General features: G+C 73.0%; 17 protein-coding genes, 1 pseudogene and 1 riboswitch. Of the genes and pseudogenes, 13 read left to right on the plus strand and 5 right to left on the minus strand.

Annotation, left to right across the window (positions count from 1 at the left end):
• Positions 1–68 precede the first annotated feature (68 nt).
• Positions 69–539, plus strand: a complete 471-nt coding sequence (locus SCWH03_RS16730; RefSeq protein WP_173265052.1) for a GNAT family N-acetyltransferase — start codon at positions 69–71, stop codon at positions 537–539.
• 247 nt (positions 540–786) lie between these two features.
• On the opposite strand, the gene SCWH03_RS16735 is transcribed toward SCWH03_RS16730, so the two are convergent.
• Entirely contained in the window at positions 787–1,383 is a 597-nt protein-coding gene (locus SCWH03_RS16735; protein WP_173265053.1) for a TetR/AcrR family transcriptional regulator, read from the minus strand.
• An 83-nt stretch (positions 1,384–1,466) separates the two neighbouring features.
• On the opposite strand from SCWH03_RS16735, the gene SCWH03_RS16740 reads away from it, so the two are divergent.
• The gene (locus tag SCWH03_RS16740; RefSeq protein ID WP_173265054.1) at positions 1,467–1,847 is read left to right on the plus strand and encodes a nuclear transport factor 2 family protein; all 381 of its coding nucleotides are present in this window, start codon (positions 1,467–1,469) and stop codon (positions 1,845–1,847) included.
• 399 nt (positions 1,848–2,246) lie between these two features.
• Positions 2,247–3,011: an HNH endonuclease family protein gene (locus tag SCWH03_RS16745; RefSeq protein WP_173265055.1), complete on the plus strand. Its 765-nt coding sequence runs from the start codon at positions 2,247–2,249 to the stop codon at positions 3,009–3,011.
• Between the two features lie 7 nt (positions 3,012–3,018).
• Here the strand turns inward: SCWH03_RS16745 and SCWH03_RS29120 are convergent, their stop codons facing one another.
• Positions 3,019–3,417, minus strand: a complete 399-nt coding sequence (locus SCWH03_RS29120; protein ID WP_371872697.1) for a DUF4190 domain-containing protein — start codon at positions 3,415–3,417, stop codon at positions 3,019–3,021.
• Between SCWH03_RS29120 and SCWH03_RS29125 the strand changes: the two are divergent.
• Positions 3,409–3,564 (plus strand): annotated as a pseudogene (locus tag SCWH03_RS29125) (serine/threonine protein kinase); the annotation flags it as partial. The gene SCWH03_RS29120 and the pseudogene SCWH03_RS29125 overlap by 9 nt on opposite strands.
• A gap of 173 nt (positions 3,565–3,737) precedes the next feature.
• Here the strand turns inward: SCWH03_RS29125 and SCWH03_RS16755 are convergent.
• Positions 3,738–4,634, minus strand: a complete 897-nt coding sequence (locus SCWH03_RS16755) for a class I SAM-dependent methyltransferase (RefSeq protein ID WP_173265056.1) — start codon at positions 4,632–4,634, stop codon at positions 3,738–3,740.
• Positions 4,635–4,938: 304 nt separating this feature from the next.
• Complete coding sequence (locus tag SCWH03_RS16760; RefSeq protein ID WP_371872691.1) at positions 4,939–5,595, minus strand: DUF4230 domain-containing protein; 657 nt, start codon at positions 5,593–5,595, stop codon at positions 4,939–4,941.
• A 286-nt stretch (positions 5,596–5,881) separates the two neighbouring features.
• On the opposite strand from SCWH03_RS16760, the gene SCWH03_RS16765 reads away from it, so the two are divergent.
• Together SCWH03_RS16765 and SCWH03_RS16770 are read left to right on the plus strand one after the other, a co-directional pair.
• Positions 5,882–6,535: a SurA N-terminal domain-containing protein gene (locus tag SCWH03_RS16765; RefSeq protein ID WP_173265058.1), complete on the plus strand. Its 654-nt coding sequence runs from the start codon at positions 5,882–5,884 to the stop codon at positions 6,533–6,535.
• A 153-nt stretch (positions 6,536–6,688) separates the two neighbouring features.
• Complete coding sequence (locus SCWH03_RS16770; RefSeq protein WP_173265059.1) at positions 6,689–7,699, plus strand: nucleoside triphosphate pyrophosphohydrolase; 1,011 nt, start codon at positions 6,689–6,691, stop codon at positions 7,697–7,699.
• Positions 7,700–7,779: 80 nt separating this feature from the next.
• On the opposite strand, the gene SCWH03_RS16775 is transcribed toward SCWH03_RS16770, so the two are convergent.
• Positions 7,780–8,409 (minus strand): Uma2 family endonuclease, encoded by a 630-nt coding sequence (locus SCWH03_RS16775; RefSeq protein ID WP_254076802.1) that lies wholly within the window; start codon positions 8,407–8,409, stop codon positions 7,780–7,782.
• A 108-nt stretch (positions 8,410–8,517) separates the two neighbouring features.
• Between SCWH03_RS16775 and SCWH03_RS16780 the strand changes: the two genes are divergently transcribed.
• The 7 genes from SCWH03_RS16780 (at position 8,518) to SCWH03_RS16810 (ending at position 16,260) form a co-directional block, all read left to right on the plus strand.
• On the plus strand, positions 8,518–9,810 hold the full coding sequence (locus SCWH03_RS16780) for a cytochrome P450 family protein (RefSeq protein WP_173265061.1): 1,293 nt from the start codon (positions 8,518–8,520) through the stop codon (positions 9,808–9,810).
• A gap of 156 nt (positions 9,811–9,966) precedes the next feature.
• Entirely contained in the window at positions 9,967–10,944 is a 978-nt protein-coding gene (locus SCWH03_RS16785; RefSeq protein WP_173265062.1) for a LysM peptidoglycan-binding domain-containing protein, read from the plus strand.
• Positions 10,945–11,200: 256 nt separating this feature from the next.
• Positions 11,201–11,364, plus strand: a riboswitch (cyclic di-AMP (ydaO/yuaA leader).
• Between the two features lie 3 nt (positions 11,365–11,367).
• On the plus strand, positions 11,368–12,087 hold the full coding sequence (locus SCWH03_RS16790; protein WP_173265063.1) for a LysM peptidoglycan-binding domain-containing protein: 720 nt from the start codon (positions 11,368–11,370) through the stop codon (positions 12,085–12,087).
• 592 nt (positions 12,088–12,679) lie between these two features.
• Complete coding sequence (gene eno / locus SCWH03_RS16795) at positions 12,680–13,960, plus strand: phosphopyruvate hydratase (RefSeq protein WP_173265064.1); 1,281 nt, start codon at positions 12,680–12,682, stop codon at positions 13,958–13,960.
• A 120-nt stretch (positions 13,961–14,080) separates the two neighbouring features.
• Positions 14,081–14,545, plus strand: coding sequence for an FtsB family cell division protein (locus SCWH03_RS16800; RefSeq protein ID WP_173265065.1), 465 nt, complete (start codon positions 14,081–14,083; stop codon positions 14,543–14,545).
• A gap of 165 nt (positions 14,546–14,710) precedes the next feature.
• Positions 14,711–15,313, plus strand: coding sequence for a DUF501 domain-containing protein (locus tag SCWH03_RS16805; protein ID WP_173265066.1), 603 nt, complete (start codon positions 14,711–14,713; stop codon positions 15,311–15,313).
• The gene (locus tag SCWH03_RS16810) at positions 15,310–16,260 is read left to right on the plus strand and encodes a Ppx/GppA phosphatase family protein (protein ID WP_173265067.1); all 951 of its coding nucleotides are present in this window, start codon (positions 15,310–15,312) and stop codon (positions 16,258–16,260) included. Before SCWH03_RS16805 ends, SCWH03_RS16810 begins: the two co-directional genes overlap by 4 nt.
• Positions 16,261–16,264 lie beyond the last annotated feature (4 nt).

Raw genomic sequence — 16,264 nt, forward strand, 5'->3', positions numbered from 1 at the left:
CGCTCGCGGTGAGCGACTCGGCCAAAACCACTTGATGGGGAGCGGGGCGTCTGCCTAGCGTCCATGGGGTGGAGACGAAAACCCGCATCAGGCGCTATGAGGCGTCCGACGAGGCCGTGGTCGTGGATCTGTGGTCGCGTGCCTCGAAGCTCGCGCATCCGTTCATCGAGGGCGAGGGCGAGGGAGAACGCGCCCGCAAGCTCAGGGAGGTCTATCTTCGCGTCGCCGAGAACTGGGTCGCGGAGGTCGACGGAGAGGTGGTCGCCCTGCTGGGCCTGCTCGAGGACGAGATCGGCGGCCTGTTCGTCGACCCCCGGGCGCAGGGGCGCGGTGTGGGGCGCGAGCTGGTGCGGCATGCCGCGGCGCTCCGCGGCGGCGGGTTGCGGCTCGAGGTGTTCGAGGCCAATGCGAGGGCTCGCGGCTTCTACGAGCGCATGGGCTTCACGGAACGGGAACGCCGGCAGGACGAGGACAGCGGCCACCGGCTGATCCTCATGGTCCGTCCGCCGGGCCCCGGGCTCGCCGCCCCGGCGCGGTAGGCGGCGGGCGGAGGCGTCCCGGGTCCCCTCCGGCCGTCGGCGGGTTCCGCTCGCCGGTGCCGGCTGGACGGGGTCGGGGCGCACCGGGGCAGGCCTCCGCCCGGCCCCCCGAACCGCCCCCGGTCCGCTCCGGGGGGAAGGCCGTCCCCTCCGCAGCGGCCTGCCCCATGCTGATGGGGAGTGACATCTCCCGGGGTGGAGTCGGGCTGCGGCGGATCGGCGTCAGGACGTGCCGGGAACGCGATGCTCACGTCTTCGATGGAGACGCGAGGCCCGAGAGCAGGGCGCGCAGTGTGGCCTCGACATCCGCGCGGACCTCTGCCTGATCGTTCACGGCGATCACGATGAGCGCTGCCTCTGCCAGCACCGCGTTCATCAGACGCGCGGTGAGCTCGACCGAGGCGACACGGATCTCCCCGGTGTCGACTGCCCACCGCAATGCGGCCGTGAGCCGCCCGAGGCTGTACTGCTCCTCGATCCGCCGACAGCGCCGCCACCCCAGCGCGGCTGGGCCGTCCTCGATCAGGATGCGGGCGACCCCGGGCCGGCTCACCTCGTCCAGCCAGGCCAGGCAACCGGCGAGCAGCCGCTCCCGAGCGGACAAGCCTCCCGGCTCCCTGGCTGCGGCGCGGGCGATCGCGGCTGCGGCCTCCTCCTCGTACACGGCCGCGACCAGGTCCTCGCGGGAGTCGAAGTGGTGGTACATCGCGCCCCTGCTGACACCGGCCGCACTCAGGAGCGCCTCCGTGGTCGTGGCTTCGATACCGCGGTGGGCGAACAGGTCCCCCGCCGCATCCATGATCTTGCGCCGTGTGGCCCGCTTCCGCTCCTCCTGAGTCGCCATGCTCCCACTTTACAGACTGCTTGTCGGTAATTAACATCCAGGCCGGTATTACCGACAAGCAGTCTGTAAAGTGAGGAGTGCACATGGGCACGGCTGCACCGGAGGCTTTCACCCACTACCTGGCGGCCTGGAACGAGCAGGACCTCGACCGTATTCGCGGCCATCTGGACCTCGCCGCGAGCGAGGACGTTCTCTTCGTCGATCCGGCGAACACCACCGTCGGGCTCGACCAGCTCGAGAACATGATCCGCGACGCGCGCGCGAAGATGCCCGGTGCCACGTACGACCGGGTCAGCGGGGTCGACGGGCACAACCGGCGGTACCGCTACCGGTGGGAGGTGCGCATCGACGGCCGGGTCACGGTGGACGGCATGGATGTCACGACCGTTGACACCTCCGGCCGGATCGAACGTATCGACGGCTTCTTCGGGGACATTCCGGCCGCCGATCCGGCGGGGCGGTAGTCCCACCCCGCGCGGCGGCGGCTTTGCCGGTCAGCGGTGCCGGGCGATGCGCCAGCGGGGTCCGGTCCTGGTGGTACCGGGCTGCGAGCCGTTCCCGCGGTGTCGTCAAACGGTTGTGTACCCGTCCCCTGCCGGCCCGCGGCGGGCCTGTCTGCCCCGGGCCGGCGGCACCCACGCCCGCTCTCCGTGGGGTCGGGGCTCGGGCAGGGCACGTCGGTTGTCGAAGGGGTCTGGTGGGATGCGGAGGCTGTCGGTGGTGTACTCGACGAAGCGGCCGATGGCTCTGTCTGCGAATGGCGGGTCTCGCGCGTATCTCCTCCAGCCCCCGCGAAGCCCCGGCCCTCCCTCGTGATCTCGCGCGGGGCCCCGCAGCCCGCTGCGGACCCTTAGGATCCCGGTGTGCCCGACTCCCTGCGCAAGACACGCCCGGCGCTGTCCGCCGTCGTCCTGTCCGCCGCCGTTCTCGTGGGCTGCGTCCCCGGTTCGGGTGCTTCCGGGGGAGCGGAATCGGCCCCCGGCCCGCCGGCGGCGCGCGCGGCTGCTCCGCTCGACAACCCGGACGGGACGAAACCGGGTCTCGCGCCCCTGACGGCGGACGCGGAGCGAGCCGCGGCACGCGAGGTCGTGGCGGAGCTGACGGTCAAGGGCCGGGGCCCCAGGACGGGTTACGACCGCGACGAGTTCGGCTACGCGTGGATGGACACGGCGGACGGTGTACCCCTGGCCCGCAATGGCTGTGACACGCGGAACGACGTGCTGAGACTGCATGGTCGGGATGTCCGGTTCCGCTCCGGCTCCGACTGCGTGGTCGTTTCCATGACCCTGTATGACCCGTACACGGGGAAGACCATCGAGTGGCGCAAGCAGGACGCGGCCGAGGTGCAGATCGACCATGTGGTGCCGCTGTCGTACAGCTGGCAGATGGGCTCGTCCCGCTGGCCGGAGAGCAAGCGCCGGCAGTTCGCCAACGACGTGCTCAACCTCCTGCCCGTCGAGGGCCGGGCCAACTCGGCCAAGGGGGACTCGGGTCCGGCCTCCTGGCTTCCCCCCGACCGCCGGATACGGTGCGCGTACGCGGTCCGCTTCGCCCAGGTGGCGCTCAAGTACGAACTGCCGGTGACGGCGGCGGACAAGCGGATGATGCTGCGGCAGTGCGGCGGCTGACGGAGCCTCAGACCGGGCTCCGTCCGGGTGCGGTGCCCGGCCTGAGCCGGTCACGTACCCGCACCGGGCGCGCACCGTACCCGCACCGGGCCGGCCGCGTGGTGCGACGGGTCCGCTGCGGGGCGGCGCCGGGCCGCGTGCGGCGCTTCTTGGCGGCGGAGGATCCGGTCGTGGCCTTGCCGATCTCGTCGACGGCGTCCCCCACGTCCTTGAACGTGATGACCGCGCCGACCACCGAGAGGATCAGGGAGACCGGGCCGAGTACCAAACCGGCGACGGCGGCTCCCTTGTTCGTGGCCTCGCCGCGCTTCACGCGCCCCTTGGCGGAGAGGCCGAGGGCCAGCCCGATCAGGCCGAGGATGCCGGCCGGCCAGAAGAACGGGACCAGGCCGGAGAGGGCGGCCAGTACCGCCGTGCCCTGCCCGAACTGCGCCGCCTCGCGGACGAGCGGACCGCGGAAGCGGGTCCGGGCGACCCGCAGACGCTGCAGTTCCGCTACGACGCGGCGCTGTGCCTGGAGCAGTTGGGGGAGACCGCCGCGGCGCTGGCCGAGGGGGCCGGGGCCTGTCATCCGCCCGGGCGGGCTGCGCCGTCACGCGGCCCGGAAAGAGGCGTCACCCGGACGGGGGTACTGCGAGGTGGGGGCCGGGCGATGCGTCGTCACCCGGACGGGGGTACGCCGCCGCGTTGACAGGAGGTGCGTCGTCACCCGGACGGGGTAGGCCCTCAGCCGGCGCGGAGGAACGCCGTTGCCCCGACCACGCCCAGGATCCTCAGCCGGGAGCCGTCGGCGACGCGCTTGGCCAGGGCCTCGCCGACGCCGGGGCGACTGTCGTCGCCGTGTCCGTCGAGGACGATGGCGGCGCCTTCGACGGCGAGTTCCTCGGCGATCCGCAGGTCCGACAGCACGGCCGCCATGGCGGGGTCGCCGGCCAGGACGACCACGCCGTACTGCCGATCGCCCACCCTCGCGCGCACGCCGGCGTCGCCGGAGCCTCCCTGGAGGAGCCTGGCCCGGGCACCCGAACGGCTCCCGCACAGGGTCAGGTTGGCGCGTACGACGTCCTCCCTGACCGGGGCGGACGCGGTGCCCGTCGGCACCTGCGCGCCGGCCAGCGGGTCGACGACCGTCAGCCGCGGCTCGACTCCCGCACGGTGGAGCATGCGCATCAGGGCGGCCGCGAACAGCCCGTGCTGGGTGCCGATCTCCAGCACCTCCTCGCTGGGCGGGGCCAGCAGCGGCACGGTGGCCAGCTTTCCGCAGATGTCGGAGGTCGAGCCCGCCATCCGGCCGACGCCCAGCGCCTCGAGGGCCACCACCGTGCGGTAGGCCACGGTCAGATCGCGGCGCGCGTGCTCGCAGGACGCACCGGTCACGGAGGTCACCTCCCGCACCAGCGTGTCCAGTTGGGTGGCCGTGGCCATCCGGTGGCCGTCCCGTCCGGCGTGGTCGAGCAGCAGCCCGAGCCCGTAGCTCTGCCGCCGCAGGTCGGCCACTTCGTGGTGGAGGGCGTCGAGGTCCGCCTGGAGTGCGGTGGTCGCACGTTCCAGACGTTGTTCCACCAGCGAGAAGGCCGGACGCAGCATGCGCTTCGCCAGCCGGTTGCTCAGGAGGGAGGGCATGGGCGGGAGATTACGCCGCGTCTTCCGCTCAAGGGACCGTCAACGGGGGCCAATCGGGTGAAGCCCTGGTGTCCTTCCGTTGACCCCGCCGGTACAGCGGGTAGCGACCCGGCCCCTCCCCGGGTGGGCCGGGCCCGCACCGCGCCCGCCGGCGTCTTCGGCCTTCTGCGCAGAGCGCGCCCCTCGTCGGCGTGCCCCTCGGGAACCGCACCCGGCGTCAGCGGTGACCCTTGGGAACGGTGCCCTTCGGGAACCGCGCCCGGCGTATGCGGCGCCCGGCATCCGGTGTCCGGCCGCCCCGCCCTCACGCGCCGTAGACCACCGTCACCCTGCTGAACCCGAGCGAGCGGAGGAGCCCCTCCAGCATCCGTGTCGTGTTCCGCTCCGCCTGCGCCGTCAGGCGGCTCTCCTTCGCTGCGGTGGCGATATGCCGTACCGCGAGCTTCTGGGCCGCCTGCTCGCTGTTGGGGTTGCCGGAGAAGAGGTCGCCGAGCCGGTCGAGCAGCCCGCGCTGCTTCGAGACCGCGTAGGAGCGGTCGGGGTCGAGTGCCGGCCGGTCCAGGGCGGCGTGCGGGAGCCGGATCGTGGCGGCGGTGCGCTCCTCGTTCACGATGACGTCCTTCTCGCCGAGCGCCCCCATGTCCACATACGCGTCCACGCTGCCCGACCCGACGTACAGGACCCGGGTGCCCCGCAGCGCGTCCGGCAGGTATCTGGTGTCGTTCTCCAGGTCCACCACGACCTGGAAGTTGCCCGTGGCCGCCTGGTAGCGACTCAGGTCCTGGACGGACTCCAGGACCGCCGGCCCCGAGCGGTCCCGCGTCTGCTCGCCGAACAGGGCGCCGAGCCCCGGCATCCCCGCCAGCCCTCGCAGCTGCGCCCCCGCCAGCAGCAGCGCGGCCACCAGCAGGACGCCGACCGGGGCCTTGACCCACCACGACACAGACCTCACCGCACCCATAGCCCGGCCCCCTCTCGCCCTACGGATTCCCCGGCCGCCGCCGTTCAGGCCTACCGGTGCGGGATCGGCGCACGGCGGGTCGGTGCACGGCACCGTACCCCGGGCGCCCCCGGCTCGTTGACCGAATCGGCGACCGAATTGCTGACCGAATTGCTGACCGAATCGGTGGCGGCGAAGTGGTGGCCCGCATCGCGCCGACTGCCTACCATCGATCACCGCAAGGTCCTTGTGCACCGCGTCACCAACGCTCCGCGTCACGATCACCACCGCACGCCGGGAGGCCCCTTTGCACCGCCGCCGTCGCACCGCGCTCGCTCTCTCCGCCGCGCTTCTCTCGGCGGTACCCCTGCTCGCCGCCTGCGGGAACGAGGCGCGCCCGGGCGCCGCGGCCGTCGTGGGAGGCGACCGTATCGAGGTGTCCGCGCTCCAGGCCGAGGTGCGGGATGTGCGGGCGGCCCAGCAGGCGTCGCCCCAGGGCGCTCAGCTGATCAAGAACACCGGGCAGCTCAGCCGGGCCAAGCTGCACGGAATGATCTTCGATCGTGTTCTGGAGCGCGCGGCCGAGGACAACGGCGTCACCGCCTCCCGCAAGCAGGTCCAGGACGCCCGGGCGGCCGCCGCCCGGCAGTCCGGCGGGGAGGAGCAGCTCGCCGCGATGCTGCTGCAGCAGCGCGGGGTCGCCCCGGACCGGATCGACCAGGCGGTGCGCGAGGAGGTGCTGCTGACCGGGCTGGCCCGGACGCTGGATGCGGACCTCGGCACCCCGGAGGGCCAGCAGAAGGTCGCTGCCGCGCTGACGGCCGCGTCGAAGCGGCTCGCCATCGACGTGAACCCGCGGTACGGCGCCTGGGACGACACCGAGATCCAGCTCGGCGACTACAAGGCCCCGTGGATCACCCAGGTCAGCGGTCCGCAGCAGGGAGCCCCGGCCGGGGCGTAGCCGGGCCGCCCGAGGCGCGGCGCCGTCGCCCGGGCCGGATCCCCGGGCGAGCGGCCGGGACGGCCGCGCGGTGCCGGCGCGCACCACCACCCCGGTCCCCGCGATGCACGGGGAGGCGGCGGCGGCCGGTCCGCCCCGGCGTAAGGTCGGGGGGTGAATGCTGAAGCGCCCGCCGAGCCCGGTCGTATCGTCCTGCTCACCGCCAGCCACCGTGTCGCGCCCGGACTGCTGTCCTGGGCGGCATGGGGGACCCTGCGCGCCGCCGACCGTGTGCTGTGCGCCGAGGCGGAGCACCCGCAGCTGCCGTATCTGAGGGAGGCGGGCGTCGATGTCGAGATCGCCGCGCCCACCGCGCAGGAGCTTCTGGACGGTTGCGCGGGAGGCCGGACCGCAGTGGTCCTCGCGGCCGGCGAGGGCGACCGGGTCCTCACCGACGGCCTGGCCCGCATCGCCGGCTCGGGCCGGGTGTCCATGCCGGAGCTGGAACTGCTGCCCGGCTCCTACGACCTCCCGGGTGCCCGGCTGCTCGATCTCGTCCAGGTCATGGACCGGATCCGCCGCGAGTGCCCCTGGTCCTCGCGGCAGACCCACAAGGACCTCGCCAAGTACGGCATCGAGGAGGCGTACGAACTCGTCGAGGCCATCGAGGACGGGGACCGGGACGAACTGCGGGAGGAACTCGGCGATGTGCTCCTCCAGGTCGTGTTCCACGCGCGCATCGCGCAGGAGGCCGGGGGGGCGGAGGGGGACGAGCCGTTCACGATCGACGACGTCGCAGGGACCATCGTCGACAAGCTCGTCCACCGCCACCCGCACGTCTTCGGTGACGCCCGTGCCGAGACACCGGAGGACGTCAAGGCGCACTGGCTGCGTACCAAGGCGGTCGAGAAGCGGCGTGAGTCGGTGACCGACGGCATCCCGCTGGGTCAGCCGGGACTCGCTCTCGCCGCGAAGCTGGCGGGCCGGGTGCGGACCGCCGGGCTGGAGGTGGAACCGCCCACGGAGGAGGACGGCGCCGGAGCCGTCGGGTACCGGCTGCTCGCCATGGCCGTGCGGGCGGAGGCCGAGGGCCATGACCCGGAGGCCGCCCTCCGCGCCGCGGCCCGCGCCTACCGTGACGCGATCCGCGCCGTGGAGGCCGCGGCCCGGGACCGGGACGAGTGAGGCCGCGGCCCGGGACCGTCGCGGCCGAGGTCCCTGCCCGGTCGTCAGAGGCAGGGCCGGTGCCGTCCCGGGCAGGCGCGTCAGTCCCCGGTACCGCGCCGCCGCTCCACGTCGGTGAGATCGATCTCGATGGGACAGGGGACATCGACCTTGAGCCGGTTGTGGTGGATGCCCGTGACGGCGTAGGAGTGCGTCGCGGGATCGAGTTCGTACACGTAGACCACGGGCAGGCCGTCGTTCTTCTCGACCCGCCAGAAGTGCCGGATGCCGGCCGCCGCGTACTTGCGGGGCTTGAGTTCGCGGTCGCGCTGGACCGACTCGTCCGAGACGATCTCGACCGCGAGCAGGATGTCGTCCGGGGCGTACCAGGTCTGCTCCGGCCCCGTGCGGGCCCGCCACGGAACCACCATGAGATCGGGCTCCGGCCGGTCGCGCTCGCCCAGCTTGGTGGTCATCTCCCGGACGACATAGAGGTCGTCCGGTGCCTGCCGCACCAGGGCGTTCTCCAGCAGCCTCAACGCGGCCATGTGGAAATCGGTCTGCGGACTCGCGAAGAACAGTCCCCCGTCGATCAGCTCGGTGTGCGGCGGGAGACCCTTGATCCGGTCGAGGTCGTCCGCCGTCCACCCACCGGGGGGCGGGACCGGGAAGGCGTACTGCTCCTCCCGGTCGTCCCGGTCGACCCTCCGGCCCTCGGCTGCGGCACTCATCAGCGCTCCCATGTGGCGGAGTCTCGCGGGTACGGTCAGCGTACCCACGGGGAACGGCGAGAGGTCAGCCGAACGGGTGGCCGAACGCCCTCGGGTTAACGTCGGCGCATGCACGACCAGCCCTCCCGCGTCCCCGCCGCTCCCGGCACCCCCGGCACCCCTGGCACCCCTGGCACCCCCGAACTCTTCACCTGGGAGTTCGCCACCGACCCGTACCCCGCCTACGCCTGGCTGAGGGAGCACGCGCCCGTGCACCGGACCCGGCTGCCCAGCGGGGTGGAGGCGTGGCTGGTGACCCGGTACGCGGACGCCCGGCAGGCGCTCGCGGACCAGCGGCTCAGCAAGAACCCGGCGCACCACGACGAGCCCGCGCACGCGAGGGGGAAGACGGGGATCCCGGGGGAGCGCAAGGCGGAGCTGATGACGCATCTGCTGAACATCGACCCGCCGGACCACACCCGGCTGCGGCGGCTGGTGTCCAAGGCGTTCACCCCGCGGCGGGTGGCCGAGTTCGCCCCGCGGGTGCAGGAGCTGACGGACGGGCTGATCGACGGTTTCGCTCAGCGGGGCCACGCGGACCTCATCCACGATTTCGCCTTTCCGCTCCCCATCTACGCCATCTGCGACATGCTCGGGGTCCCCCGCGAGGACCAGGACGACTTCCGGGACTGGGCCGGAATGATGATCCGTCACGGCGGTGGCCCGCGCGGCGGTGTCGCCCGGTCGGTGAAGAGGATGCGCGGCTATCTGGCCGAGCTGATCCACCGCAAGCGGGAGGCGCCCGGTGACGACCTGATCTCGGGACTCATCAGGGCCTCCGACCACGGGGAGCACCTCACCGGGAACGAGGCAGCGGCCATGGCCTTCATCCTCCTCTTCGCCGGGTTCGAGACCACGGTGAACCTGATCGGGAACGGTATGTACGCGCTGCTGCGCGATCCCGGGCAGCTGCGGCGGCTCCAGGACTCGCTGGCCGCGGGCGAGACAGGCCTGCTGGCCACCGGGGTCGAGGAGCTGCTGCGCTACGACGGGCCGGTGGAGCTCGCCACCTGGCGCTTCGCGACCGAGCCGCTGACCCTCGGCGGGCGGGACATCTCCACCGGCGACCCCGTCCTCGTGGTGCTCGCCGCCGCGGACCGGGATCCGGAGCGGTTCGCGGAGCCCGACACCCTCGATCTCGGACGCCGGGACAACCCGCACCTCGGATACGGGCACGGCATCCACTACTGCCTGGGTGCGCCGCTCGCCCGGCTGGAGGGGCAGACCGCGCTGGCGGCTCTCCTGGGAAGGCTGCCCGATGTGCGGCTTGCGGTGGATCCGTCCGAATTGCGGTGGCGTGGGGGGCTCATCATGCGCGGATTGCGCACTCTCCCGGTCGAGTTCACTCCGCGCGGTAACTGACGATTCGTCATGTCTGTGACTTTCACGTAATCTCCGCTGCATCGACTTGTGACCGGGGTGGGACTGCGGCTACGTTCACCCCGAATTCCGGCCGTCGAGGTTTCCACCGCCACGATCGGCCGGAAGTGTTCTGCAGTCACACGGAAGGCACACCGCATGCTGTCCGGGAACGGCCGCCACCGCCGACCTCGCCAGGCCCCCGCCCTCATCGTCGCGGCAGGGGTGACCGGATCGGCCATCGCCATCCCGCTGCTCGGTGCGGGTGCCGCCTCCGCCGCCGACACCGCCACCTGGAACCGGGTCGCCGACTGCGAGAGCGGCGGCGACTGGGGTGCCAACCTCGGCAACGGCTACTACGGCGGCCTCCAGATATCCCAGGAGACCTGGGAGTCGTACGGCGGCACCGCCTACGCCCCACGCGCCGACCTGGCACGTCCCGCGGAGCAGATCTCCGTCGCCGAACTGGTGCTCGCAGCCCAGGGCGCCTCCGCCTGGCAGAGCTGCGGGGTGATCACCGGTCTCACCGCGAGCGAATCCGGGCCGGCCGGCACTCCGTCCGCCACCGACCCGCTGGGCGGTCCGGTGAAGGCCCCCTCGTTCGGCGACGGGGCGGCCACCGCGCCCGAGCCGGACGCCGGGGCGCCGTCAGCCGGTGCCGGTCCGGACGCCGGGTCTCTGCCGGAGGCCGGCTCCGAGCCGTCCGCCACGCCGTCCGGGTCCTCGGGGCCCGCCGAGCCCGCCGCGCCTGCCGAGCCCTCGGGAGAGCCCTCGGGGGCCGTCGGCCACGGCGACAGTCCGCAACCGCCCGGCGGTGCCGCCGACGGAGGCGCGGGCAAGCACCGGGGTGCCCCCGCAGCCGAAGGGGCGGCGCCGGGCGAATCCGGCGATGGGCGCGAAGAGGGACGTCATCCGTCAAGGGGTGACGAATCCGCACGAGACGATGCCGACGCGGGAGAGGGCTATCTCGTCCGGGCCGGAGACAGTCTCTCGTCGATCGCCGACGCCCACCGGGTGCCCGGCGGCTGGCCCGCGCTCTACGAGGCGAACCGGGATGTCGTCGGCGTCGACGCGAACCTCATCCTGCCTGGCCAAAGCCTTGATCTGGGTGCTGAGGAAGGGGAGTTGGCGCAGTAGTTCATGTGGCTATGTCCGGTTCTGCGCCAGTGAGACAAGAGTCTCTTCCGGTCAACTGGCGCCAGAGAACGGTCGACTCCGGTCATCAGGGCTCTCACCTGCGAAAACGGACATGCCGCCGGAATGGAAGTGGGCGTTTTCTCCCCGATGTACGTCTTTGAACATCGGGGGGACGTGTGCCTACCGTCTGAACCGCTCGCAACGCGGGCCCCGTCGACCGCACGCCGAATCCTGCCGGCGGCCGCCGGGAACAGTCGTCGCGCAAGCGCCGAAGGCAGGAGCGGGGGACCCAAGGTAAGTGCCGGACCGGCCCGAGGAGGGCCGCCCGGCTGGGGGTGGAGCCGTGCGCTCGTCGCACGGCCGGGCACCACATCGGCCCGAACCCGACAGCTCACCTCGCAGGCGTCGGTGAGGAGAACTTCGATGCTGCTTTCCGGAAAGGGCAAGCACCGTCGCCCGACGGTCTTCCAGCGGTCCACCCGTGTCGTCACGCTCGCGGGTGTCGCGGGCGCCGCCATCGCCGGCCCGCTGATGGCCTCGGGTACGGCGTCCGCCGCCACCGCCTCCGAGTGGGACGCCGTCGCCCAGTGCGAGTCCGGCGGGAACTGGTCGATCAACACCGGCAACGGCTACTACGGCGGGCTGCAGTTCTCGGCCTCCACCTGGGCGGCCTACGGGGGAACCGCGTTCGCCTCCACCGCCGACAAGGCGACCAAGGCGCAGCAGATCCAGATAGCCGAGAAGGTCCTGGCGGGCCAGGGCAAGGGTGCCTGGCCGCACTGCGGCACCGGCCTGTCGAACGCCGCTTACGACGGCGCGGCCGCGGCCGCGCCCAAGGCCGCCGAGTCGACGTCCGCCGCGCCCAAGGCTGCCGAGTCGACGGCCGCCGCGCCCAAGGCCGCCGAGTCGACGGCCACGCCCGCCCCGCAGCGGGCCGAGGCCCCGACCACCCGCTCCGAGCGCGCGGCCGCCCCGGTGAAGAAGGGCGACGGCGAGTACACGGTCAAGGCCGGCGACACCCTCAGCGGGATCGCCGAGGACCGCAAGGTCAAGGGCGGTTGGCAGAAGCTGTTCGAGCTGAACGAGGACATCCTGGACGACGCGAACGTCATCTACCCCGGCCAGCAGCTCCACCTGAGCTGACGTCCTGCGCCGGGAGGCCGGGCCCGCGCCCCGTGCGGCCCCTGCCTGACGCCGCACGGGACGGGCAGGGCGGGTCTCCGGCCGCATGGGGCCCTCTGGCCGCGCGTCAGTCCCGTCCGGCCCCCGGGGCCGAGCGAGGCCGGGGACCCGCCGGGCCCCCGGCCGCGTCCGCGCCCCGGCCGCCCACATGCGGCCCCAGCCGGCAACTCGGGCCGGCCGCTCGCCCGCGTCCGTACGACGGCCACGGAACCCGACGGCCCGTTCCGGTCGGCCGGTGCCCGCCCGCGGCCGACCGCGGGCGGGCACCGGCCCGGCGCAGCGCGCCGTCTGGCCGGCCATCAGAACCTCTCCCGCGGGTCCTGTGCCCCCGGTGCCCCCCGTGTCCCGGTGTCCCGGTGCCCCGCGGGCACGGGAGGCGCCCGCGGGGCCGGGGGCCTTGCCGGGCGGGTCTGCTTTTTCGTCCCACGGGGCGGGCATCTGCCGACCGACGCCCGCCGGGCGGCTAGGCTCTTGCCGCAAGGCCAAAGCGACCCTGCACCGACACGGCTCAGCTTGTGTCACCTCACGCGTCACATCCCAGAAGGAGATGCTCGTGCCGTCCATCGACGTCGTCGTAGCCCGGGAAATCCTGGACTCCCGAGGCAACCCCACGGTCGAGGTCGAGGTCGGCCTCGACGACGGAAGCACCGGCCGTGCCGCCGTCCCGTCCGGCGCGTCCACCGGCGCCTTCGAGGCCCTCGAACTCCGCGACGGCGACCCGGACCGCTACCTGGGCAAGGGTGTCGAGAAGGCCGTACTGGCTGTCATCGAGCAGATCGGTCCCGAGCTGGTCGGCTACGACGCGACCGAGCAGCGCCTGATCGACCAGGCGATGTTCGACCTCGACGCCACCCCGGACAAGTCCTCCCTCGGCGCCAACGCCATCCTCGGCGTCTCCCTCGCCGTCGCGCACGCCGCCTCCGAGGCGTCCGACCTGCCGCTGTTCCGCTACCTCGGTGGCCCGAACGCGCATCTGCTGCCCGTTCCGATGATGAACATCCTCAACGGCGGCTCGCACGCCGACTCCAACGTGGACATCCAGGAGTTCATGATCGCCCCGGTCGGGGCGGAGTCCTTCTCCGAGGCCCTGCGCTGGGGCACCGAGGTGTACCACACGCTGAAGAAGGTCCTGAAGGAGAAGGGGCTCTCCACCGGCCTCGGCGACGAGGGCGGCTTCGCCCCGGACCTGGGCTCCAACCGCGAGGCCCTCGACCTCATCCTGGAGGCGGTCAGGAAGGCCGGCTACACGCCCGGCAAGGACATCGCGCTCGCGCTCGACGTCGCCGCCTCGGAGTTCTACCAGGACGGCGCCTACGAGTTCGAGGGCAAGGCCCGCTCGGCCGCCGAGATGACCGAGTACTACGAGGAACTCGTCTCGGCCTATCCGCTGGTCTCCATCGAGGACCCGCTGTTCGAGGACGACTGGGACGGCTGGAAGACGATCACCGAGCGGCTCGGCGCCAAGGTCCAGCTGGTCGGCGACGACCTGTTCGTGACCAACCCCGAGCGCCTCGCCCGCGGTATCGAGGAGGGCACCGCCAACGCGCTTCTGGTCAAGGTCAACCAGATCGGCTCGCTCACCGAGGCCCTCGACGCCGTCGAGCTCGCCCAGCGCAGCGGCTTCAAGTGCATGATGTCCCACCGGTCAGGCGAGACCGAGGACGTCACCATCGCCGACCTGGCCGTCGCCACCAACTGCGGTCAGATCAAGACGGGAGCGCCGGCCCGTTCCGAGCGCGTCGCCAAGTACAACCAGCTGCTGCGCATCGAGGAGATCCTCGACGACGCCGCGGTGTACGCCGGCCGCAGCGCGTTCCCCCGCTTCAAGGGCTGAGTCCGGCCGCCGGGCCCGGACGGCACCGCCCGGGCCCGGCGGAAGGCCGGTTGCGTACGTCCCCGCACACGGTCCCGTACCGTGTGCGGGGACGTACGCACGTGAAGGGGAGGCGCACAGATGGCCCGGGACCGGTTCTCCACCGCGACCAGGCTGCGGCTGCTCGGCGAGCAGACCGCCGCCCGCGTCTACCGTTCACAGACCCGCCGCCAGGCCCGGCGCTCCCGGCTCACCGGCCGGGCCGCCTTCCTCGTGCTCGTCGTGTGCTCGATGATCGTCGCACTCGCCTATCCGATGCGGGCGTATGTGTCGCAGCGGAACGAGATCGCCGAGCAGCGCCGGCTCGCCGCCGAGGCCGGTGATCGCGTCGAGCGGCTGCGCGACGAGAAGGCCCGCCTCCAGGACGACGCGTACGTCATGCGGCTGGCCCGGGAGCATCTGCACATGGTCCTGCCGGGCGAGACCGGGTACATCATGGCCGACCCGCTGGCGGACCGGGCGCCCCGCGCCGAGGAGCAGGGCCGAGGCCGGCCCTGGTACTCGAACGTCTGGGACGGCGTCGACCGGGCCGACGCGCGACGCTAGCCGGGACGGCGCGGCACCGGACGGCGGCACCGGACGGCGCCACCGGACCGTGGCGCCGCGAGGCCGGCCGGACGGCGAACCGTCCGTCGGGCGGGCCGGCGCGCGACGCCCGGGCCGGACGCCCCCAGCCCATCCACCGAACCGACGAAGAGACCCACACATCCCATGGACACGCCCCCGCCGAGCACGGCGCCCACCCCGCCCACCGCGCAGGACATCGCCGCTTTCCAGGAGCAGCTCGGCCGCCCGCCGCGCGGGTTGCGGGCCATCGCCCACCGCTGCCCCTGCGGCCGTCCCGACGTGGTCGAGACGGCACCGCGGCTGGAGGACGGCACCCCCTTCCCGACGCTGTACTACCTGACCTGCCCGCGTGCGGCCTCGGCCATCGGCACGCTGGAGGCGAGCGGGGTGATGAAGGAGATGACCGAGCGCCTGCGGAGCGACCCCGACCTGGCGGCGGCGTACCGGGCGGCGCACGAGGACTATGTCCGGCGCCGGGACGAGATCGAGGAGCTGAAGGGCTTCCCGAGCGCCGGCGGCATGCCGGACCGGGTGAAGTGCCTGCACGTCCTGGTGGCCCACTCGCTCGCGGCCGGTCCCGGGGTGAACCCCCTGGGCGACGAGGCCATCGCGATGCTTCCGCGCTGGTGGGACAGGGGCCCGTGCGTGGCCGCCGGAGCGGGCGACTGCGCGGAGGGCGGCGCGGACGACTGCCCTGGCAGCGGACCGGAGGGCGGCACGCACACGGGAACGGAGCGCCCCGCATGACCCGCGTCGCCGCCGTGGACTGCGGCACGAACTCGATCCGCCTGCTCGTCGCCGACGTGGACCCCGCCACGGGCGGACTCGTGGAACTGGACCGGCGGATGACCATCGTCCGGCTCGGCCAGGGGGTCGACCGCACGGGCCGGCTGGCCCCCGAGGCGCTGGAGCGCACCTTCGCGGCCTGCCGGGAGTACGCCGGCATCATCAGGGAGCACGGCGTCGAGGGGCCGTCCGCCGGGGGCGCGGGGAGGATCCGCTTCGTGGCGACCTCCGCGTCCCGGGACGCGGAGAACCGCGACGAGTTCGTGCGGGGTGTGGCCGGCATCCTCGGGGTCGGGCCCGAGGTGATCAGCGGCGACCAGGAGGCCGAGTTCTCCTTCACCGGTGCGACCAGGGGACTGCCGGGTCACGAGGAGCGGCTGGTCGTGGACATCGGCGGCGGTTCGACCGAGTTCGTCATCGGCCGCGGGCGGGTCGAGGCGGCCCGCTCGGTCGATATCGGCTGCGTCCGGCTGACCGAGCGTCATATGCGCGGCGACCCCCCCGCGCCGCGGGAGATCGCCGCGGTCCGGGCGGACATCGAGGCTGCGCTCGACCTGGCAGGGGAGACCGTGCCGATCCGCGAGGCGGGCACGCTCATCGGCCTGGCCGGCTCGGTGACCACCGTCGCGGGGATCGCGCTGGGCCTCGACGCCTACGACTCCGAGGCCATCCACCACTCCCGGGTCTCCCGCGACCGGGTCGCGGAGATCACCGAGCGACTCGTCCGCTCCACCCGCGAGGAGCGGGCCGCGATCCCGGTGATACACCCCGGGCGGGTGGACGTGATCACCGCGGGTGCCCTGGTGCTGCTCGCGGTCATGGACCGTGCCGGAGTGCCGGAGGTCGTCGTGTCGGAGCACGACATCCTCGACGGCATCGCCTACAGCTGCGCCACCGAGGCGCGCTGAGGCG

Source organism: Streptomyces pacificus, assembly GCF_011766325.1.
Taxonomy (GTDB): domain Bacteria; phylum Actinomycetota; class Actinomycetes; order Streptomycetales; family Streptomycetaceae; genus Streptomyces; species Streptomyces pacificus.